19 protein-coding genes are annotated in these 21476 nt (G+C 64.4%); 12 read left to right on the top strand and 7 right to left on the bottom strand.

Annotated features, from left to right (window positions below; all coding sequences use genetic code 11):
* Positions 1–12: 12 nt before the first annotated feature.
* The 4 genes from JQ604_RS12520 to JQ604_RS12535 all read left to right on the top strand — a co-directional run bounded on the left by JQ604_RS12520 (position 13) and on the right by JQ604_RS12535 (position 2994).
* Positions 13–1623 carry an acyl-CoA synthetase gene (locus JQ604_RS12520; protein ID WP_212357628.1) on the top strand — a complete coding sequence of 537 codons (1611 nt, stop codon included), beginning with the start codon at positions 13–15 and terminating at the stop codon, positions 1621–1623.
* Positions 1624–1637: 14 nt separating this feature from the next.
* A complete protein-coding gene (locus tag JQ604_RS12525) occupies positions 1638–2108 on the top strand; it encodes a MarR family winged helix-turn-helix transcriptional regulator (RefSeq protein WP_212357631.1) in 471 nt (156 codons plus the stop codon).
* A gap of 92 nt (positions 2109–2200) precedes the next feature.
* Positions 2201–2554, top strand: coding sequence for a hypothetical protein (locus tag JQ604_RS12530; protein ID WP_212357781.1), 354 nt, complete (start codon positions 2201–2203; stop codon positions 2552–2554).
* Positions 2555–2556: 2 nt separating this feature from the next.
* Complete coding sequence (locus JQ604_RS12535) at positions 2557–2994, top strand: hypothetical protein (protein WP_212357634.1); 438 nt, start codon at positions 2557–2559, stop codon at positions 2992–2994.
* Positions 2995–3006: 12 nt separating this feature from the next.
* Here JQ604_RS12535 and JQ604_RS12540 read toward each other — a convergent pair whose 3' ends face one another.
* From JQ604_RS12540 to JQ604_RS12565, 6 genes are all read right to left on the bottom strand, one after another.
* On the bottom strand, positions 3007–5235 hold the full coding sequence (locus JQ604_RS12540) for an ATP-binding protein (RefSeq protein WP_212357637.1): 2229 nt from the start codon (positions 5233–5235) through the stop codon (positions 3007–3009).
* Positions 5236–5390: 155 nt separating this feature from the next.
* A complete protein-coding gene (locus JQ604_RS12545; RefSeq protein ID WP_212357640.1) occupies positions 5391–8561 on the bottom strand; it encodes a bifunctional diguanylate cyclase/phosphodiesterase in 3171 nt (1056 codons plus the stop codon).
* Positions 8562–8690: 129 nt separating this feature from the next.
* Complete coding sequence (locus tag JQ604_RS12550) at positions 8691–9203, bottom strand: SRPBCC family protein (protein ID WP_212357643.1); 513 nt, start codon at positions 9201–9203, stop codon at positions 8691–8693.
* A gap of 48 nt (positions 9204–9251) precedes the next feature.
* Positions 9252–9719 (bottom strand): SRPBCC family protein, encoded by a 468-nt coding sequence (locus JQ604_RS12555; protein ID WP_212357646.1) that lies wholly within the window; start codon positions 9717–9719, stop codon positions 9252–9254.
* Positions 9716–10186 (bottom strand): SRPBCC family protein, encoded by a 471-nt coding sequence (locus tag JQ604_RS12560; protein ID WP_212357649.1) that lies wholly within the window; start codon positions 10184–10186, stop codon positions 9716–9718. Before JQ604_RS12560 ends, JQ604_RS12555 begins: the two co-directional genes overlap by 4 nt.
* A complete protein-coding gene (locus JQ604_RS12565) occupies positions 10179–10493 on the bottom strand; it encodes an ArsR/SmtB family transcription factor (protein WP_212357652.1) in 315 nt (104 codons plus the stop codon). Before JQ604_RS12565 ends, JQ604_RS12560 begins: the two co-directional genes overlap by 8 nt.
* 122 nt (positions 10494–10615) lie before the next feature.
* On the opposite strand from JQ604_RS12565, the gene JQ604_RS12570 reads away from it, so the two are divergent.
* From JQ604_RS12570 to JQ604_RS12605, 8 genes are all read left to right on the top strand, one after another.
* The gene (locus JQ604_RS12570) at positions 10616–12058 is read left to right on the top strand and encodes an LVIVD repeat-containing protein (RefSeq protein WP_212357655.1); all 1443 of its coding nucleotides are present in this window, start codon (positions 10616–10618) and stop codon (positions 12056–12058) included.
* Between the two features lie 7 nt (positions 12059–12065).
* Positions 12066–12608, top strand: coding sequence for a hypothetical protein (locus tag JQ604_RS12575; RefSeq protein WP_212357657.1), 543 nt, complete (start codon positions 12066–12068; stop codon positions 12606–12608).
* 67 nt (positions 12609–12675) lie between these two features.
* Positions 12676–13293 carry a LysE family translocator gene (locus tag JQ604_RS12580; protein WP_212357660.1) on the top strand — a complete coding sequence of 206 codons (618 nt, stop codon included), beginning with the start codon at positions 12676–12678 and terminating at the stop codon, positions 13291–13293.
* Between the two features lie 119 nt (positions 13294–13412).
* Positions 13413–14846, top strand: a complete 1434-nt coding sequence (locus JQ604_RS12585) for an adenylate/guanylate cyclase domain-containing protein (protein ID WP_212357663.1) — start codon at positions 13413–13415, stop codon at positions 14844–14846.
* A 753-nt stretch (positions 14847–15599) separates the two neighbouring features.
* Complete coding sequence (locus tag JQ604_RS12590) at positions 15600–16673, top strand: hypothetical protein (RefSeq protein ID WP_249158213.1); 1074 nt, start codon at positions 15600–15602, stop codon at positions 16671–16673.
* 154 nt (positions 16674–16827) lie between these two features.
* On the top strand, positions 16828–17283 hold the full coding sequence (locus tag JQ604_RS12595) for a hypothetical protein (RefSeq protein WP_212357669.1): 456 nt from the start codon (positions 16828–16830) through the stop codon (positions 17281–17283).
* 85 nt (positions 17284–17368) lie between these two features.
* Positions 17369–19147, top strand: a complete 1779-nt coding sequence (locus tag JQ604_RS12600; RefSeq protein ID WP_433996244.1) for a type I secretion system permease/ATPase — start codon at positions 17369–17371, stop codon at positions 19145–19147.
* A 227-nt stretch (positions 19148–19374) separates the two neighbouring features.
* A complete protein-coding gene (locus JQ604_RS12605) occupies positions 19375–20616 on the top strand; it encodes an HlyD family type I secretion periplasmic adaptor subunit (protein WP_349631093.1) in 1242 nt (413 codons plus the stop codon).
* Positions 20617–20630: 14 nt separating this feature from the next.
* On the opposite strand, the gene JQ604_RS12610 is transcribed toward JQ604_RS12605, so the two are convergent.
* Entirely contained in the window at positions 20631–21413 is a 783-nt protein-coding gene (locus JQ604_RS12610; RefSeq protein ID WP_212357678.1) for a response regulator transcription factor, read from the bottom strand.
* Between the last annotated feature and the right edge of the window lie 63 nt (positions 21414–21476).

Below are 21476 nucleotides of genomic sequence, written 5' to 3' on the forward strand. Positions count from 1 at the left end.
ACGAGGGACGGAATGCTCACCGAAGCCAGTACCTACGACGAGCTCTATCGCAATTTCCGTTGGGACGTGCCTGCGCGGTTCAACATCGCGACCGCCTGCTGCGATCGCCATGCCGACGGCACGGGCCGGCTTGCGCTGGTCTATGTCGACGAGGACGGCGGCATCACGCGGACCTCGTTCGATGAGGTCGCCGAGCACTCGCGGCGTTTCGCCAATGTGCTGAAGGCCGATGGTCTGGCGCGCGGCGACCGTGTCGCGGTGTTCCTGTCGCAATCGCTGGAGCTGCCGATCGCGCATCTCGCCGCGTTCCGCTCGGCGATGATCTCGATCCCGCTGTTCGCGCTGTTCGGCGAGGACGCGCTGGAATTCCGCCTGTCGAATTCGGAGGCGAAAGCCATCATCACCGATGCGGCCGGCTGGGAGAAGCTGAGCAAGATCCGCGACCGGCTGCCGTCGCTCAGGAATGTCTATGTGATCGGTGAGCGCGTGCCCGCGGGCACGAAACCGTTCTGGGCTTCCCTCAAGGCGGCCTCGCCGGAGTTCGCGACCGTCGACACGTCAGCCGACGATCCCGGCCTGATCATCTACACCTCGGGCACGACGGGAAATCCCAAGGGCGCGCTGCATGCGCATCGTGTCGTGCTCGGCCATCTGCCCAATGTCGAGATGTGCCACAATTTTCTGCCGAAGCCCGGCGACCTGATGTGGACGCCGGCGGACTGGGCCTGGATCGGCGGCCTCATCAACGGCGTGTTCGCATTCTGGTACCACGGCATTCCCCTGGTCGGTCACCGCGCGCGAAAATTCGAGCCGCAGGCGGCGATGCAGATGATGGCGGATCTCTCCATCCGCAACGTGTTCCTGCCGCCGACCGCGCTGAAGCTGATGCGGCAGGCGGGCGTCAAGAATCCCGGCGTGAAGCTGCGCAGCATCTTCACCGGTGGCGAGTCGCTCGGCGGCGAACTTTTGGGCTGGGTGCGCGACACCTTCGGCATCGACGCCCATGAGGTGTTCGGCCAGACCGAATGCAATCTGGTGATCGGCAGCAACTCCAACCTGTTTCCGATCCGCCCGGGTTCGATGGGCCGCGCCACGCCGGGCTTCGACGTCCGAATCGTCAACGACAAGGGCGAGGAATTGCCGCGGGGCACGCGCGGCATCATTGGCGTGCGCCAGCCCTGTCCCTGCACCATGATCGAATACTGGCGCAATCCGGAGGCGACCGCGAAAAAATACGCCGGCGAATTCCTGCTCACCGGCGATCTCGGCGTGCAGGATGAGGACGGCTATTTCTGGTACGTCAGCCGCGAGGACGACGTCATCACCACCGCCGGCTACCGCGTCGGCCCTTCCGAGATCGAGCACACGTTGATGAAGCATCCGGCGGTCGCGATGTCGGCGGTGGTCGGCATTCCCGATCCGATCCGCACCGAATCGATCAAGGCCTGGATCGTGCTGCGCCCGGGCTTCACCGCAAGCGACACGCTGGCGCGCGAGATCCAGGAGTTCGTCAAGGTGCAGCTTGCCGCGCATGAATATCCGCGCTTCGTGCGATTCGCCGACAGCCTGCCGATGACCGCGACCGGCAAGGTGCTGCGTCGCGAATTGCGCGCGCTGGGCTAGGTTTTGGGGATAACATGAAGAAGACTGCCAAGCGCGCTGCGGGCCTGCATCGCGCCTCGCTCACCAAGCTGCACGATCTCGATGCGGCGCTCGAGCTGATGTATTACGGCTGGCGCGGCATGACGCTCGCGGCCGATGCGTATCTTGAATCGCTCGGCCTGTCGCGGCCGCATCACCGCATTCTCTATGTCGTCGCACGGCAGCCCGACATTTCGATCGGTGCGCTGATCGAGGTGCTCGGTATTTCCAAGCAGGCGCTGAACCGGCCGCTCAACCTGTTGCTGGAGCGCGGCCTCCTGACGTCGACGCGCTCGGCCGAGCAGCATCGCACCAAATTGCTGCGTCTGACGGCGGAGGGACAGCGGATCGAGGCGCGCGCGTCGGGTCATGAACGCAAGGTGTTGCGCGCGGCATTCGACCATGTTGGCGAGAGCAGTGCTGCATCATGGATGGCCGTCATGGGAGCCATCGCCGACAACAATTGATCTCTTAAAGTCAACTTTGTTGACGTTAGAGATTTGCCGTGCCATTGTCCCGGTCAATTCACGGGGAGAGACGCGGCGTGGACGGGCAGGTCATGGACAGGGCGGCAGCCGGCCGCTTCGTCGAGGCGTGGCGCGCGAGCTGGTGCAAGGTCGATATCGACGCCGTGGTCGCGCATTTTGCCGAGCAGGCCGAGATGCGCAGCCCGCTCGCGCTCACCTTGACCGGCTCGCCGGTCGTTGCGGGCGCCGGGAACATCCGCGCCTATTGGCGCAAGGCATACGGCCACATCCCGAGCGCGGATTTGAAGATCATCAACTGGAGCTGGGACGCCGCGATTGCGCGCCTGACGGTGTGGTGGCAGCTCGGCGATACCAGGGCGAGCGAATTCATGGATTTTGATGCTGCCGGCCGCGTCGTGCGCAGCGAAGCCTTCTACGGAAAATAACCATGCGCCTTGCGGACTTCATCCTGCTGCTCAATGCGCTCTGGTTCGGCGGCGCCTTCATCCAGTTCAGCATCGCGCAGGGCAATACGCTGAAGATCTTGGTGCCGCGCGAGGAGCGCGGCAATCCGATCGCGCCGACCTTGCAGGCGAGCGTTGCCTTTCTCGGCGGCATGAACCTGCCGATCGGCCTGCTGTCGCTCTATCTGCTGGCGGTGCGGCCGGCCTTCTTCGCTGCCGTCGAAGCGCAGCTCGCATTGTTCCTGTTCTTCGCCGCCTGTCACTTCAGCCAATTCGTCTACAACGTGCCGATCCTGCTGCGCGGAGGCCGCGTCGGCGTGGCCTATTGGCCGGTGCTGAAGGGGCCGATGCTGCGGATCTTCGTCATCGATGCGACGCTGTTCGTGGCCAATTTCGCCGTGGCGGTGCTGTTGACATTCTGATGGCGGAGCCGGTCAGCTCGGCTGCAGCACCGCGCGCAGCATCACCGCCATATCATGCCGGTGATAGGGCTTGTTCAGGATCCTGATCTCCCGGCCGAGCCCGTCGCGCGCCTCGACCGGTTGCTCGCTGTAGCCGGACGTCAGCAGTATCTTCAGCTCCGGCCGCAGCCGGGACGCTTCGCGCGCGAGCTCCGGGCCGAACATGCCGCCGGGCATCACGACGTCCGAAAACAGCAGATGCACGGTCTCGCCGCTGCGCAGGATTTCGAGTGCTGCGGGCGCGTTGCGCGCCGCGACGACGCGATAGCCGAGCGCCTTCAACTCGCCTTCGACATAGGCCCGCAGCATGTCGTCGTCTTCCACGACGAGGATGGTCTCAACGCCGGCCGGTGCGGCCGGCCGGCGCGGCGCGGGCGCTAGGGTCGCGTGGGGAAGGTCCGCGCGCGGGAAGAACAGCTTGATCGTCGTGCCTTGGCCGGGTTCGGACTGGATCTGGATCGATCCGCCCGATTGCTGGGCAAAGCCGTAGACCATGCTGAGGCCGAGGCCAGTGCCCTTGCCGACTTCCTTGGTGGTGAAGAACGGCTCGAAGGCGCGGCTTGCCGTCTCCGCGGTCATGCCGGTGCCGGTATCGGTCACGGTGATCACGACATAGTCGCCGCGCAGCGCCTCGCCATTGACGTCGAGATCGTGATCGCCGAGCGAGGCGTTCTTGACGTCGACCGTCAGCCTGCCGCCTTGCGGCATCGCATCGCGCGCATTCAGCACCAGGTTGAGCAGCGCCGCCGCCAACTGCCCGGGATCGACGCTCGCCGGCCACAGGCCCTGATCGAGGTCGAATTCGCACTCGATGTGCTCGCCGAGCGTCCGCCGCAGCAATGGCTCCATGCCGAGGATCTTGCGGCCGATGTCGATGTCCTGCGGCATCAGCGGCTGGCGGCGCGCGAAGGCGAGCAGGCTGCGCGTCAGATCCGAGCCGCGCTCGGCGGCGGTCGCGATGCTGTCGGCGATCTGGTGCAGCTCCTTGTTCGCCGTGAGCTTGTCGGCGAGATGCTCGGCATTGCCGAGGATCACGGTGAGCAGATTGTTGAAGTCATGCGCGACGCCGCCGGTGAGCTGGCCCATCGCCTCCATCTTCTGCGATTGCGTGAGCTTCTGGTTCAGCTCGTCGATCGCGGTGCGCTGTTGCTCCAGCGCTTCCGCAGTGCCGTTGAGCAGGGTCATCAGGCCGCCGAGCTCGCCGCGCGGGTGCGGCGGGGCGATCCGCGCGCCGAGATCGCCGCGGCCGAGGCTGGTCGCCATCGCGGCGAGGCGGCCGACCTGGCGGCCGACGCTCAGGGTCGCGAGCAGCCAGACGCCGGCAAACAGCAGCAGTGAGGCCACCGTGAGCATCGCCAGGTCCTCATAGAGCCGGCGGTTGGCGGCGGCCACGAGACCATCCTTGGAGCGGCCGACCATGATGATGAGCCCGGCGTCGTGGACCGCCGGCGCGCGCGCGACCGCCCACACATGGATGCGGCCGTCCTGGTCGATCACCTCGCGAGAGGGCTCGCTGCTCGCCGCGGCCGCAAAACGGAACAGGTCCGTATCGGCCATCGATCCACCGGCCGGGATGCTCCAGTCCTTGCGCTGGGGCGGGACCAGCACCATGCCCTTGCGGGCGACCAGCAGGATCTCGGTGCCGCTCAAGAGGCGCTTGTCGTGGTCCTCGACGAATTTCTTCAGATTGAGTGAGGCGAGCAGGATGAATTTCAGCGCGCCGGATTCCGCACGCACGGGATAGGCGATCTGCAGCACGGAGATGTTGGTCAGCCGGCCGAACACCGGCTCCAGCGCGACCGCGCCGGTCGTGACCAGCGCCTGCTTGAAATAGGCGCGATCGCGCAGATCGAGCGTGCGGTCGGTGCGCAGGGAATCGCAGAACAGGCTGCCGTCCGGATTGATGGTCAGGATGCCCGTGAACTGGCGGTATTCCTCGCGCACCGCGGACAGGAAGGCCGAGCAGGCCGCCTTGTCCGAGGTGTCGAGGTCACGGGCGCGGGCGAGGCCGTAATGCAGCTGCGCCGTGCCCTGGATCTTCTCGTCGAGCTCGCCGGCGAGATCGTTGGCGGTGGCCGACAAATTGGCCAGCGCCGCGTCGATATCGCTGGTGCGGTTCTGGACGAAGCGCAGTCCGACGAGGATGGCCGGCACCAGCATTGCGGCGATCACGAGAATCAATAGCCGGGTGCGCAGGCTCATCGGTTGGGCATTCTACGCCGGCAATCCAGCGCTCTGGTGTGGTGACCGCAATTTGCGTCAGCAGCCTACGATCAGTCCATAGGTTCGGGAAGAGAAGTCGGCGGTGAAAAGGCGAGGCGACGGTGCTGGCGGACTGGCGATCTGGCGTCACTGGCTCACGCGACGCTGTATTTCGGCTCGGCGGGAACGTGACCGTGCATCTTGGCGAGCAGCTCGAAGATCTGGTCGGCGCTGAGCGGCTTGGCGAGCAGGAAGCCCTGGACCTCGTTGCACTGATCGGCGGCCAACACCAGCAGCTGTTCGTTGGTCTCGACGCCCTCGGCCGTCACGGAGAGGCCGAGCGCCCGTCCGAGCGCCAGAATCGCCTGCACGATGGAGCGGGCGTTGGCCTGCGTGCCGAGATCGCTGATGAAGCTGCGGTCGATCTTGATGACGTCGAACGGGAAATTGCGCAGGTAGCTGAGCGAGGAATAACCGGTGCCGAAATCGTCCATTGCAAGCTTCACGCCGATGTCCTTGAGCTCGCTCAGCACCCGCGTCGCGCGCTCGGCGTCGTTCAGCAGCACCCCCTCGGTGATTTCGAGTTCGAGCAAGTGTGCCGGCAGTCCCGCGCTTCGCAGGCTGTCGCGCACCTTGTGGACCAACTGGGTGTCATGGAATTGGACCGGCGAGACGTTGACGGAGACGCCGATGCCGCCCCAGGCGGCTGCGCTATGGCATGCGGTGCTCAGGATCCAGTCGCCGAGCGGCACGATCAGGCCGTTCTGCTCGGCGAGCGGGATGAAGTCCGCCGGGCTGATGCGGCCCCGCTCGGGATGCGCCCAGCGCACCAGCGCTTCCACGCTGCGAATGCGCCGTGCCCTGGTGTCGAAGCGCGGCTGGTACTCCAGATAGAAGTCGCCGGCGGTCAGGCTGTGGCGCATGTCCTCGGCGAGCTTGCGCTGCGCCAGGATCTTGTCGTTCATCTCGGTGGCGAAGAAGCTGTAGTGGCCGCGGCCGTTCTGCTTGGAACGATAGAGTGCGGCGTCAGCAGCGCGCAGCAGGTCGTCGGGCGTCGTGCCGTCCGTCGGCGCCACCGCGATGCCGACGGAAATGCCGATGGCGATCTCGCCGCCGTCGTGGCGGATCGGCTGGGTCACGACGTCGTAGAGCCGCTTGCAGAAGCGCTCGATCCCTGCCATCGGCATGCCGGGCGCTGCGATCACGAATTCGTCGCCGCCGACGCGGGCGACCATCTGGTCCTCGCGCAGCACGCGACGCATGCGGTCGGCGACTTCGCCGAGCACGCGGTCGCCGACATGGTGTCCGAACGTGTCGTTGATCGGCTTGAAGCGGTCGAGATCGATATAGAATACGGCCATGCTGCCGGCGGGGGCTGCGAGGCAGCTGTCCATGAAGGCCGACAGTTTCACCCGGTTGGGCAGCGATGTCGCGGAGTCGTGGTGCGCCTGCCGCTTGGCATCCTCGAACGCCTCCGCCAGCGCGACATTGGCACTGACATCGGTCGCGTATTTGATGACCCGGCACGGCCGGCCGTTGAGATCGAGGATCGGATTGTAGGACGCCTGGATCCAGATCGCGCGCCCGTCCTTGCCGAGCCGCTTGTACATGCTGGCGTGATACTCGCCGCGGCGCAGCGTGTCCCAGAAGGCGGCATATTCGCGGCTGGCGGCGAACTGCTTCTCGACCAGCATGGAGTGATGCCGGCCTTTCAACTCGTCCAGGGAATAGCCGAGAGTCGCGAGAAAATTATCGTTGACGTCGAGAATGGTGCCGTCGAGCGCGAACGTCACGACGCCCTGCGACTTGTTGATCGCATCGATCTGGCCACGATAGTCCGCCTGCTGCAACTTCGCTGCCGTCACGTCGGTGGCGTATTTGACGATCTTGATCGGGCGTCCGCTCAGGTCGAAGATCGGATTGTAGGTCGATTGCAGCCAGATCTCGCGTCCATCCTTGCCGACCCGCTTGTATTCGCCGGAGCGATGCCGGCCCGCCGTCAGGTCGCGCCAGAAGTTGCGGTATTCCTCGCTGTCGGCCTGATCGGGCTCGACGAACATGCGGTGATGGCGGCCGCGCACCTCGGAGAAGCGATAGCCGGTGACCTTGAGGAAGTTCTCGTTGGCATCGATCACCGTGCCGTCCAGCTCGAACGAGATGACGCATTGGGCGTTATGGATGGCGGCGATCTGCCCCTGGTATTCGGCCTGCAGCCGCCGGTCGTCGGTGACGACCGAAGCAAATTTCACGACTTTGACCGGCCTGCCGCTGGCGTCGAAGATCGGATTGTAGGTCGCCTGCAGCCATATTTCGTGGCCCTGCTTGCCGAAGCGCTTGTACTGGCCCGCGCGGTGCTTGCCCCGCCGCAGATCATCCCAGAACGCAGCATAGTCGCCGCCATGGGCGTAGGACGCCTCGACGAACATGCGATGGTGATGTCCGCGGATTTCCTCGAGCGTGTAGCCGCTGGCTTCCAGAAACTGGTCGTTGGCGTCGAGGATCGTTCCGAACATGTCGAACGTGACGACGCAGCTCGATTTGTGGATCGCCGCGATCTGCCACTGATAGTCCGCCTGTCGGATCTTTTCCTCGGTGACGTCTGTGGCGTATTTGACGACCTTGATCGGGCGATTGGCGGGATCGACGATCGGCACATAGGTCGCCTGCAGCCAGACATCGCTGCCGTCCTTGCGACGGCGCCGATATTCGCCGGCGTGGTGTTCTCCGGCGCGCAGCGACCGCCAGAACTCGCCATAGGCCTCGCTGGCGCGATGGTCCTCGTCGACGAACATGGAATGATGCCGGCCGCGGACCTCCTCGAGCCGGTAACCGACGCTCGACAGGAAGAGCTCGTTGGCGTCGAGGATGGTGCCATCCAGCGCGAAGTGGACGACGGCATGGGTCTCGTTGATGGCGGCGACCTGGCCGCGCTCGTCGGCCTCGCGGACCTGCTGGGCGGACACGTCGGTTGCGATCTGGACGACTTCTGCGACCTCGCCGTCCTCGCGGGGCAGGGGCACGTAGCGGGAATGCAGCCAGCGTTCCTTGCCGGCCTTGGCGATCCACAGTCCCGTCAGTTCGCGGGACTCGCCCCGCCGCAACGCGTCCCAGAGCTCGAATTGCTCGCTGCGCTGGTGGCTGTTCGACAGGAAGCGCGATGCGTTCTGACCGACGATCTCGTCGAGGTCATATCCGATCAGCCGCAGGAATTGATAGTTGGCGCCGGTGATCTTGCCTTCCGGCGTGTATTGCACCGTTGCGAAGGTTTGATTGAGGGCGCGGATCTCGGCCGGAACACCGGAAACAGCATCGTTGCGCGCGGACATTTCTCGGCAGTCGGACCTGAGATCGGGAGGTTCCAAACTGGCCAAAACTAGCTAAGGAAGCTTTAAGGAGATGGAGCATTTTACCGTCAGGCGCTCGTGTCGGGAGGTGCGAGCGGCGAGCGGTGCTGCTCACGGCATCCCGATTCCCAACTCCTTCAGCGCCGCCAGCATGCGCGCCGGCGGCTGCATCGGGATGGTCATGGCCTTGCCGGTCTCGAGCAGGCTCTTCAGGCTGGAGAGGATCGCCGGCCAGCCGGTGCGGCCGCCGGACAGGATGTCGTCGCTGAGCGGACGGTCGTGCGATTGCAGGAGCGTCAGCTTCACGACGTCGCCGGCCGGCTCGATCTCATAGGTGACGAGCGTCGGCCCGAGCTTTTCGATCAGCGCCGGCCAGTTCACGTTGAAGGTGACGGTGAGCTTCTTCTCCGGCTCGCATTCGATCACCTCGCCGGAAATATGCAGCGCGCCATCGGGCGTCCGCACGATGAAGGCGCCACCGACCCGCAGATCGACCTCGACAGCATTGCCGGAAAAATACTGCCGGCTGAACTCCGCCGAGGTCAGCGCCTGCCACACCCTGGCGGGCGTCGAGGCGACATAGATCGTGTAGACGATCGCGGGCCTGAAGTTGCTGATATCCATGTCCGGTCTGCTCCTCCGGTACAGTTTCATTTTTATTCGAAGCCTCGATTACTCGAAACCCTCGATCTCGAGCGCGGCCGGCGGGATCGGCGACACCTTGCCGGTTTCAAGCAGGCTCTTGAGCCCGGACAGGATCGCGGGCCAGCCCTTGGAGATCGCGCCGAGCAGCTTGCCATCCTTGATGAAGCCTTCATGGGTCACGATCAGCTTCACCAGATTGCCGAACGGTTGCAGCGTGAACGTCACCTTCGTCACCGGCTCCTTGCGCATCTCCTCGAACAGCTCGTGCTTGAAGGTGTAGGCGAGGCGCCGCGGCGGATCGGCTTCGAGGATCTCGCCGGTGTCGGTGACCTTGCCGCTCATGACAAGCGCGAAGGGCGAGCCGACCTTCCAGTCGGAGCGGACCTCGGTGTCGAACCAGTACTGCCGGGTGAAGGCGCTTGATGTCAGCGCCTCCCACAATTTCTCCGGCGTGGTCTCGATATAGGTGACGTAGACGAATTCCGGCTTGCTCATTGCGCGGCCTCCGTCGTTGCCGCGTCATCGTACCAGGGCGCATACAGCACCTTGCCGCATTCAACATAGCTCTTCAGGCTCGACAGGATCAGCGGCCAGCCCATGCTGATCTTTTCGAGCACCGGGCTGCCAGGCTCGAAGCGGTCGTGAACCATGGTGAGCCGCACCTGGTCCCGCTGGCGCTCCAGGTCGAAGGTGACGCGCGAGGCCTTGCCGCCGTCGGAACCGTCATGGGCGAGGAACGAATAAGCGAGCCGCCGCGGCGGATCGTATTCGAGCACCTCGCCGGTGATCTCCTTGTCCTGCCGCGCCAGCTTCAGTCTGAAGGGCGAGCCGATCGTCCAGTCGGAGACGATCGCGGCGCCGTGCCAGTAATGCACCGATGCCTCGGGATCGGTCAGTGCCGCGAACACCTTCTCCGGCGTCGAGGCGATGTAGATCGTGTAGACGAATTCCGGCCTACTCATCACGCGTCTCCAATCGTCGTTTCAACTCGCTGAGCGCTACAAGTTTCCCGCGCTCGAATTTGCTGATCCAGCGCTCGCCGATCTGATGGATCGGCACCGGATTGAGATAGTGCAGCTTCTCGCGGCCGTGCTTGTGGGTGGTGACGAGATTGGCCGCTTCGAGAATGCCAAGGTGCTTGGTCACGGCCTGACGCGTCATGTCGAGGCCGTCGCAGAGTTCGGTGAGCGTCTGTCCGTTGTTGGCGTGAAGCCTGTCGAGCAGCGTTCGCCGTGAGGCGTCCGCGAGTGCTTTGAAGACTTCATCCATGAAGGGGATAATAGGCAACCAAATGGTTGCATGTCAAGAGCGTGTGTTTCGGGCGTGCCGTCACGCGTGTTACGGTTCGGTCAGCCAACGAAGATTGGTCGGGGAACAAAAGGGTGGTTCGCATGGGTGGTCTGATCACAGCCGTTCGCTGCGCGGTCTTGCTTGTCCTGACGACGTGGGGAGCCAGCGCACAGCAGCAAACCATCGGCGCGCCGCCCGAAGCCTCCAACATGCGACTGGTCGGCAGCAACGATCTGCAGGCGCGCAGCGCCTATCAGCCGACCATCCATCATCAGGGCAACAGGTGGATCGCCTATATCGGCCATCACGGCGGCACTGACGATATCCCCGCGCCGGTCAATCCGATGACCGGCAAGGCCGAGCCCAACGGCACCTCGATCGTCGACGTCACCGATCCCGCACACCCCAGATATCTGCGGCACATTCCCGGGCAGGAGGGCAAATACGAATCCGGCGGCGCGCAGATGGTGCGGATCTGCGACGGCGCGCAACTGCCGAAGGGCGACAAGAGCGCGGTCTACATGCTGCGCACGTTCGGCAGCGAGGCCCATGAGATCTGGAACGTCACCGATCCCCAGAATCCCGTGCTGGTCACGCGGATCGGCGGGCTGAAGGACACGCACAAGAATTTCTGGGAGTGCGACACCGGCATCGCCTTCCTGGTGTCGGGCGCGCCGGACTGGCGCACGCGGCGGATGACGCAGGTCTACGACCTCTCTGATCCCGCGCATCCCCAGAAGATCAGGGATTTCGGTCTGCCCGGCCAGGAGCCCGGATCGACCGGCGCGGTGCCGACCGAATTGCACGGGCCGATCTCGACCGGGCCGGAGGGCAACCGCGTCTATTTCGGCTATGGCACCAACAAGGGTGGCTTCCTGCAGATCGTCGATCGCGACAAGCTGTTGAACGGGCCGAAGGAGCCGACGCCGGAGAATCTGAGATTGCCGGAGATCGCGCGGATGCCGCTGTCGGCGCTGAACGGCGCGCATACGGTGTTTCCGATGCCTGACATGCCGATCGCGGAATTCGCCCATGACAAGGACGGCAAGAGCCGCGACATCGTGATGATCGTGGACGAGGCGATCCTCAACGAATGCGGCGAGGCGCGGCAGATGGTGTGGTTCGCCGACATCACGACCGAGACGCGGCCGATGATGATCTCGAGCTACACGGTGCCGGAGGCGACCGGATCGTTCTGCGAACGCGGCGGCCGCTTCGGCTCGCATTCCTCGAACGAGAGCATGGCACCGGTCTTCTACAAGAAGATGGCGTTCATCGCCTTCTTCAATGCCGGCGTCCGCGCGCTCGACATCCGCGACCCCTATCACCCCAAAGAGGTCGGCTATTTCATTCCGTCGATCACATCGGCGACCGACAAGCGCTGCGTCACCATCGACGGCAAGGAGCGCTGCAAGGTCGCGATCCAGACCAACAATGTCGAGACCGATGAGCGCGGCTATATCTACGCCGTCGATCGCGCCAACACCGGGTTGCACATCCTCGAACTGACCGGCGAGGCGCGTGCCGTCGCCGGCCTGCCGTGAGGACGTGATGCGCGTGCGGCTCGCCGCGATCGCTGCTGTTGTGGTGCTCGGCGGCCTCTCCGCCGTGGCGGCCTACGAGGCTGCGACGCCGCGCGCGAGCGCGTGGCGCGAGATCGCCTGGCCATTCCCGCGCGACGGCTGGCCCGCCGGCCGCGCCTTCCGCTGCGATGCGGCCTCCTGTGGCGATGAGGTCGAAGTGTACGTCCGGCCGAAGCTCGGCTTTTGCAATTGCACCACCGGCGTCGCCGATGACGACGAGGTCGACCGCGTCGCGGATGTCGATCTGATCAGCGAGCGGTTTGTGCCGGTGAAAGAAGGCGAGGCGGTGCATGTCGGCGACATGGCAGGCCGGGCAAGGCTCTACGATCTCGGAACGTCCGCGGGTGTGCAGCGCACCGCGATTGGCATCGCGGTCTCGCACCGCTGCGATCTCCTCGTCGCGGCCGCGCAGGGCCGCGGAAGCATGGCTGGTCTGCAGCAATCAGCGATGAACTTCCTGGCGCTTTCGATGACTCAACACTGGCTGAAGCTTGCCATGGAAGGGCGGTGAGGCACTTTCTTCACCTTCCATCTTCGTCCCTCGCATGCATAATGAGGCAAACCAAAGAGAACGCATCATGTCCCTGCAAGCCTATCTCGCCTTCGTCGCCGCCTGCGTTGCGCTGGCGCTGCTGCCCGGTCCGATCGTCACGCTTGTCATCGCCAACGGGCTGCGCCACGGCACGCGCGCGGCGCTCACCAACGTGCTCGGCGCGCAGGCGGGGCTGGCGATCGTGATCGGCATCGTCGCGGTCGGCCTGACCTCGCTGATGGCGACGATGGGCTACTGGTTCGACTGGGTGCGCTTTGCCGGCGCCGCCTATCTGGTCTGGCTCGGCATCAAGCTGATCCGCTCGCCGGTCGAGGGCGTCGGCACCGACGAGCCGCCTCCGCCGCCGCGCGGCGGCTTTTTCCTGCAGGGCTTTCTGGTGCTGCTGTCGAACCCCAAGGTGCTGGTGTTCTTCGGCGCCTTCATTCCGCAGTTCATGGACATGGACAAGCCGCACTTCCCGCAGGTGGCCTTGCTCGGCGCGACCTTCATGGTCACCGCCGTGATGAGCGACGCGATCTACGCGATCCTGGCGGGGCGCGCGCGAAAATTCTTCTCCAAGGAGCGGACCCGGCTGATGTCGCGCATCTCCGGCGGCTTCATGATCGGCGGCGGCATCTGGCTGGCGCTGACCCGGGCCCGGTAAGCCAACGGTTCGGTTGAACCCTTCGCAGGGGCGGCCCACGGGCTCGCCCCGGTCTCATGAATTGTGTATCTGGATGAACCGACGCCGAGGTTGATCCAGGGTCCGGTCGCGGGAATGCGATGATCGACGAGAAGAAGCTCGAAGACCGCCTGGTCGCGCTCGAAGCGGTCAAGGCCTGGAGTCCGCGGGTCGTCTCGCGGTTGGAGATGCTGCTGCGCGCGGGCACGGACGAGGCGCTCTATCGCATCAATCCGATCCAGTTCGCCGCGGAGAAGTCGATTGCCGAGGCTGAGGCGATCGATCTCTTCCTCCATGCCTGTGTGGTGGGGCTGTTCGACATGGACTGGCAGCTCGTCTGTCCGATGTGCTCCGATGTCGTCGAGAGCTTCCGGACGCTCCGCAAGCTGCATACGCATTTCCACTGCCATCTCTGCCAAACCGATTACGACGCCGCGCTCGATGATTTCATCACCGTGACGTTCACGGTGTCGCCCGCCGTGCGCAGCATCCGCTTCCATCAGCCGGATGCGCTTTCGGCCTGGGATTACGTCTTCCATTACAAGCTGACGCCGGGCGGCATCTTGCCCGACGGCGTGCCATGGCGGGAGGCGGCCAAGGGACTGGTGAGGGTGCTGACCCGGATAGCGCCAGGTGCGACCGCCAGTCTCGAGATCGATGCCGTCGAAGGCGCGCTGCTGGGGCAGGATTTCGACAGCGACGCCCAGTTCTTCTTTCCGGTCGCAAGCGGGGCGGGCGTAACGGAGCCCCACGTGCCGGTCGCGCTCGACAAGGGCAAGTGCGTGGCTGCTCAAGTCGACATCGGGCCAGGCAAGGTCGTGTTCGACATTCGCAACGCCGGCGAGCTGCCGGTGGTGTTCGGCATCCTGCAGCTCCCGTCGGCGACGGCGCAGCGCCCGGGGCTGCGGTTCGGGCCGTCCTTGTCCGGCAAGCGCGTGCTGATGACGCAAACCTTTCGCGACGTCTTCCGCTCGGAGGTGATCAGTGCGACGGAAGGCATTGCGGTTCTCGACGTCACCCTCGTCTTCACCGACCTCAAGGGCTCGACGGCGCTCTATGAGCGGATCGGCGACCTCAACGCCTACATTCAGGTGCAGCGGCACTTCCAGCATCTGCTCGACGTCACCATCAGGCACAATGGCGCGGTCACCAAGACGATCGGCGATGCCGTGATGGCGGCGTTCCTGACGTCGGCCGATGCGGTGCAGGCGGCGCTCGAGATGCGCGAGGCCGTGGACCAGCTCAATAGGGACCGCCCGCAGCGCGACTTCATCCTGAAGATCGGCGTGCATCGGGGCGCCTCGATCGCGGTCACGCTCAACGAGCGGCTCGATTATTTTGGTCAGACCGTCAATATCGCCGCGCGGGTGCAAAACCTCGCCGATGGCGACGAGATCTGCATCACCGAAGACGTCCACCGTGCGCCTGATGTGGCGGATATCATTGCGCCATATCCGGTGACGACGAGCCAGGCGGAGCTCAAGGGCGTCAGCAAGGCCGTGTCGGTCTATCGTCTGGCCCGACTGGCATCGTAGAGCATGATCCGGAAAAGTGTGAAGCGGTTTTCCGAAAAGATCATGCGCAAACAAAGAGCTAAAGCGCGATGACGATTCAACCTAATCTCATCGCGCTTTAGCGGGTGCAGCAGAACGCCGCCTCCTGGAAATTGCTGGAGAGGATCGGCTTTCGTGCTGACGGGACCGATGGTGCGGCGCTCGGGCGAAGGACGCTCGTCCTCGCTCGGTAGCAGCTTCGAGCCGCTATTTCTGCTGCGCCACCGCCATCGTCTGTCGCCCGCATGAACGAAGCGACAACGATAACCGGCAGGAATATCGGCGCCCCAATCCGGCATCAACGCGCTGTAGTTGCATCCGAACGGATGTAGCCGATGTCATGTCTCCCACACGAAGCGTTACACCCGAACTGGCGACTGGGCTTTTGACCTCACTGGATGACATTCTTTCAGGAGTCCATGACCCGTCCGGTTGCGCGAAGCGATTGCGACGAGGGAGGCGACGATGGATTTTTCGCGGGTGTCGGATGGAATCCGGCTGCATCATCTGTCCCATCGTCACGATGGGTACGATGATGATGGGCCGGGTTTGGCATCGAGCGGCCGCGAGTTTCATTTCGTGTCTGATGCGGACCCCGATGGCCTCCTGGCTCATGGCATGGGCCGGAGCGCGGGCGCCGCGCCCTTCGCGCGCGCACACTCCTCTTCTCATGACTCCGGATCGGTTCAATCCGATCATTCCACAAAAGGCGCTCCGGGCAGCCTCGACGCGGCTGTGATCGAGAGCGGGGCAAACACGGCCGGCAACGGTGGCGATGGCTATTCTTACGGAGGCATCATCCATGCCTCCCTGCTGATCTATCAACCGATCAACATCGCGGTCTCGCTGGGATACGGTTCGGTCGCGGTGGCCGGCCAGACCAACGATGTGAATATCGATCAATCCGCGGTTCAGATCGCAGGCGTCGGCGGCAACGGCGGCAGCGGCAATATCGCAGCGGGAGGAGGCGTCACGACGTCGTCCGGCACCGGTGTGATCGACACCGGTGACAACAGCGCCGGCAACGGCGGCGACGGCTATTTCTCCGGCGCGTTGGTGCACGCTCCCATCGTGATCTACCATCCGATCAATATCGCGATCGCGGGCCCCGGCGGCACCGCGATTGCAAATCAGTCGAACACGCTCGAGATCGATCAATCGGCCACGCAGATCGCAGGCGTTGGCGGCAATGGCGGACACGGCAATGTCGCGGCCGGCGGCAGCGTCATCACGCTTGACCCCGGTTGGGGATCAAGCAACGGCGCGGACGTGGTCCAGACCGGCGGCAACCAGGCCGGCAATGGCGGCGACGGTGCCTTCTATGGAGAGCTCGTCCATACCTCTGTCCTGGTCTACGACCCCGTCAATATTGTCGTCGCGGGCTACAATTCCACGAGCTACGCGATCCAGATCAACGACCTGTATGTGGATCAATCCGTCCATCAGATCGCAGGTCTTGGCGGCTATGGCGGAAACGGAAACGTCGCGGCGGGCGGCAGCGCAAGCCTCGTTGCCCACGGGCTGTGGGGCTCCGACGCGATTGCGACTGGATCAAACGGCGCAGGCAATGGCGGCGGCGGCCAATTTGCGGGCAGCATGGTCGATGTCAGCGTCGTGATCTATGCGCCCGTCAATATCGCAATCGCCGCGCCTTACGGGACGGCCGAGGCGGATCAGATCAACAACGTTCACATCGATCAAAGCGCCGTCCAGATCGCCGGCATCGGCGGGAATGGCGGTCACGGCAATCTCGCGCTCGGTGGCGATCTCGCCACGCATCTCTTGTCCGATCTTCACTTGATCGGATAGGCGCGAGTCTCGTCTGCGTTGCTTGCGGACCTACGCCCAACCGAATGACATCCGATTTGGCAGCTATCGCGCGCGAGCGGCCGAAGGCACCCTCCGCGCGCATCCGGCTCGGACGAAGATGGATGCGCGAAGCAAACAACGTACGGAGGCTGACATGTTGAAGGGATTCACCCACGTATCCGACGTCATCGCATTCAAGACGTTGAACACCGGCGGCAACAGCGCCGGAAATGGCGGTGACGGCAATTTCTCGGGAGCCGTCATCAACAAGCCGATCATCAACTTTGATCCCACCAACAAGGCGGTCGGCTCGAGCGTGGACGTCAGTACCGGCGATCACGTCAAGCAGACGGCGGACTGGGATGCCGGCGGCGCGAACGCGAAGGCCTCGTGGTTTGCGAAGGCCCATGGCGGAAAAGCCGAATCGAACGGAAGCCAGAAGTCGTACAGCGGCCACGACACCTCCAAGGTCTACGCCAATACGGATGCCACCCAGATCAACAAGCTCTCGGCGGACTTGCACCAGGACGTGGTGGCCGGGATCGGCGGCAATGGCGGAAACGGCAATGTCGCGTTCGGTGGGGACGCAACGTTCCACGTCGACATCTGACCTGCGGCGCGTTGCGGGGGCCGGCGGCTAGCGCCGCCGGTCCTGGACCTGCCGCCGGTGACCCGTCGAACCTCGCTCTCAGGCGGTGACGACCATGCTGATGCCGCCCATCCGGTTTCCCATCCTGCCGGTACGGACGCCACTGAACGTGGCGCTGTGGGCCTGCGCCGGCCCGATCGCGCTCGTATTCGCCTATAGCTGCAGCTACAACCTGCTGCTATTCGCCCCCTCCATCTACCTGCTCCAGATCTACGATCGGGTCCTGTCGAGCCGGAGTGGCGACACGCTGCTGATGCTCACGCTCATCGTCGCGATCGCGGTCGCGGTCGGCGGCGTGCTGGACGCCTTGCGGCGCGCCGTGCTGGGCCGCCTTGGTGCATGGCTCGACGATCGGCTGCGTCCTTGCGTGCTTTCGGCCAGCCTCGAATCCGCGTTTCGCAGCGACTCGACGCGGGGAACGGAGGCCTATCGGGATCTCACCGTCCTGCGCCAGTTCGTCGAGTCCGGTGCAGGCCCGATGCTGTTCGATGCACTCTGGGCGCTGCCGTTCCTCGGAGTGCTGTTTCTCATCCATCCGCTGCTCGGCGTGATGGGCGGCTGCAGCGTGGGCCTGCTGTTCGCGCTCACGCTCGCCGGAGACCTGCTCACGGAAGATCCCCTGCTCAAGTCCGGCGCCGCGCTGTCCAGAAGTTACGGCCGCCTCGCGATCGCAGCAGGCAACGTCCACCTGATCCGCGCGATGGGGATGTTCGATGGCGCTGCACGCATGATCCATCATGACGCGCAGGACGCACGCAGAGAGCACGAGTTGGCGCTCCGGCGCAGCGAGATCATCATGCTGGCCGCCAAGCCGCTTCGCGCGCTGTCGCAGGTCCTGATCATGGGGGCCGCAGCGTGGCTGGTCCTCGATTCCGGGAAGAACCCGGCGATCATCTTTGCCGCGATGCTGATGTTCAGCCGCGCGCTTGCGCCGGTTGAAGGTGCGATCGCTGGCTGGAAATCGCTCGTGACCGCCGTGAGCGCCTGTCAGCGGCTCGGCGCACTCCTCGCCGCATTCCCGGCGCCGGAAGAGGATGCGAAAACATCGGCGCAACAGGTGCATAGCGGTCTCGTCGTCGAGAATATCGGCGTAAGGCTGCCGGGGACCGACCATCTCCTGCTGAAGGGCGCATCGTTCCGGTTAGCGCCCGGAGAATGCCTTGGCGTGATCGGTCCCTCCGGATCCGGCAAATCCCTGCTTGGCCAGGTGATCGCCGGGCTTTCCGTGCCGGCGCATGGCCGTGTCGTGCTCGACAATGTCGACGTCACGCTGCTTCGCGAGGGACGAGGCAGTCGCCATCTCGGATATCTCCCTGAAGACATCAGCCTGGTTGGTGAAACGGTCAACGACGTCATCGGGCGGCTCGACGATGCCGATCGACGCAAGGTCGTCGAAGCGGCCAGGCTCGCCGGTATCCACGAGACGATCATGCGGCTGCCGCTGGGGTATGACACCGTAGTTCCCGGCGGCGAAAAAGGTTTCTCGCGCGGATATCGGCAGCGCCTTGGCCTTGCGCGGGCTTTCTTCGGCAGCCCGCGTCTGGTCGTCCTCGACGAACCGAACGCGAGCCTCGATTATGCGGGGGAGCGAATGCTGCTGGATGCCATCGAGCAATTGAAGCGCGCCGACGTCATCGTGGTCGTCGTCACGCACCGAATGGGCATCCTGGCCGCCACGGACAAGATCGCCATCTTGGACGGCGGCGCGGTGATCGCGTTCGGCGAAAGCGAGGCGATCTTTGAGCAGCATCTGAGCCGGCCCCAGGTGGCGTCGCAAATCGCGCCCGCGGCCGCCGCAGCACCAGCGCGACCGGGGCCGCCATGATCTGGAGATTTCCTGTCATCCGGGGACTTCCTGCGATCCCGAAACTTCCCATGATCTGGGTCCAGGTCATGCGCACGCAGGCGAGCGTCTCGGTCGCCGCGCGTCGTTTTGGCGTAGTCACTGCAATCGACGATTTCGTGCCGCTCGAGTTTCCGTGGTGCTCGGCTCCCACGCAGGCCTCGCCACGCGCGAGGCTCCGCGGCGTCACGCTTGCCGGCAATCTGCTGGTGCTCTGCTTCGTGCTGGGATTTGGCACCTGGGCGAGCCTCGCGCCGCTGGAGAGCGCCGCGATCGCTTCCGGCGCCGTGGAGCCGGAATCGAGCCGCAAGACGATCCAGCATCTGGAAGGTGGCATCGTCAGCAGGATCCTGGTTTCGGACGGCGATGCCGTGCGCAGCGGGCAGACGTTGATCGCACTGGATGACACCCGAGCGCGCGCGGAGGTGCAAAGCCTGCAGGGCCAGTTATGGGACGCGATGGCGCGTGCGGCGCGGCTTCAGGCCGAGCAGCAGGGCTATGCGACGATCACCTTCTCAAGCGCGCTGGAGCAGGACAGCAAGGAGAATGCAACGGCTGCCGCTGCGCTGTCGGCGCAGCAGACCATCTTTCAGGCGCGGCGGCAGGTCCATCAGTCGCAGCTCGCGGTCGTTCGGGAACGCGCCCTTCAGGTCGAGAAGGAAATCGAAGGTCTCAAGGCGCAAGGAAACGCCACCGGGCAGCGCAGCGACATCGTCCGGGAGGAATTGGATATGGTGGCGAGCCTCGTCAGCAAAGGGCTCGAGCGGCGGCCGCGCCTGTTGAACCTGCAGCGTGAACTGGCCGAGGTCGAGGGGCGCCGCGGCGAGATCGCCGCGCAGATCTCTCGCGCCGGGCAAGTCATCAGCGAGCAGCAGGCCACCTTGTTCAAGCTCGAGAGCGACAGGCAGAACGAGATCGCACAGTCGTTGCGCGAGGCGCAGAACCAGATATTCCTGCTCCGCGAGCGGCTGCTTGCGGCCAGGGATCAGCTATCCCGAACCGAGATCAAGGCGCCGGAGGACGGCGTGATCACCGAGCTGCGGATTCATACGCCCGGCGGCGTCGTTGGCGCCGGGGCTCCGCTGTTGGACCTGGTGCCCCGGCAGGACCGCCTCATCGTAACCGCGCGCCTGAGGCCCGAGGATATCGATGTGGTTCATCCCGGCCTCAATGCCGAGGTGCACTTGCTGCCGTACAATCAGCGTCGCGTGCCACGCCTCAAGGGAACCGTCGTGCAGATATCCGCCGACCGGCTCCTCGACAGGCGCACCGACCAGCCATACTACGCGACACGGATACGTATCGACGACGCGCCGCTCGCCGCAAACGACATCCAGATCGTGCCGGGCATGCCGGTCCAGGTGTTCATCACGACAGGGCGCAGCACCGTCGCGCTTTATGCACTGCGACCGCTGCTCGACAGCTTCCGCGGTGCGTTCCGCGAAGATTGATCTGCGATGGTGACTTAACCATCGGAAATTGATGTTGCGCCCGTGTCGATGTCGCGATGATGCCCTGACAGTCGGTCCCGCCACCGGAGGACGGCTTCGGTGCGGTTGTGAGCGGCACATTTGCGCATGATGTGCTGGATGTGCATTTTCACGGTGTTTTCCGAGAGGCCCAGCCTGGCGGCAATCAGCTTGTTGGGCAGGCCGAGCTCCAGTTCTGCCAGCACCTGCTGCTCGCGACGGGTCAAATCGGGAATGTCCTTGTCGGCGGCAGCTCTGGCGCCGGCATTCGTCGGATACGCGGATGCAAGACCGCGCGTGTCCGGCGATTCGATGCCTGCCATCTTGCTCCATCCGACGACCGGCAACGGCCTGTAGACGCCGCCGACAAGAACAAGACGCAGACCGGCCACCGCGACCTCAATCGGGAGCGAGGTGGGAAGGAAGCCGCGTACACCCCGCTGCAGCGCGGCCAGCGCGGTCGACTCGTCATCGCGGTTTGACAGGATTGCGATCGACGCGTTGGGACAGCACTCCGCAATGACGGCAAGGTCGTTCTCGACGGAGGGGTCATCGACGGGCTTGTCGGCGATGCTCAGGACCACTAGGCGAACATCCTGCGAAGACACGGAGTCCAGGCCCTGGACCGTTGCCATGTCGAGGATGTCGAACTCGGCCAATTCCCGCCTGAGGATGTCCACAATACACGTGCGAGACAATACGAGCGGCTCGACGATCACCAGGGCAGGTAAATGGATCGACCCGTTGAGACGTTTTGTTGAATGGGTTATGTCGTCCATGGTTTCCTCGAAAATACAAAGGAATTCTCCGGCAGTTTCCATTTCATGGTAGCGCGGCGCGTC

The sequence above is a fragment of the Bradyrhizobium jicamae genome, assembly GCF_018130695.1.
In the GTDB taxonomy this organism is placed as follows: Bacteria; Pseudomonadota; Alphaproteobacteria; order Rhizobiales; family Xanthobacteraceae; genus Bradyrhizobium; species Bradyrhizobium jicamae_B.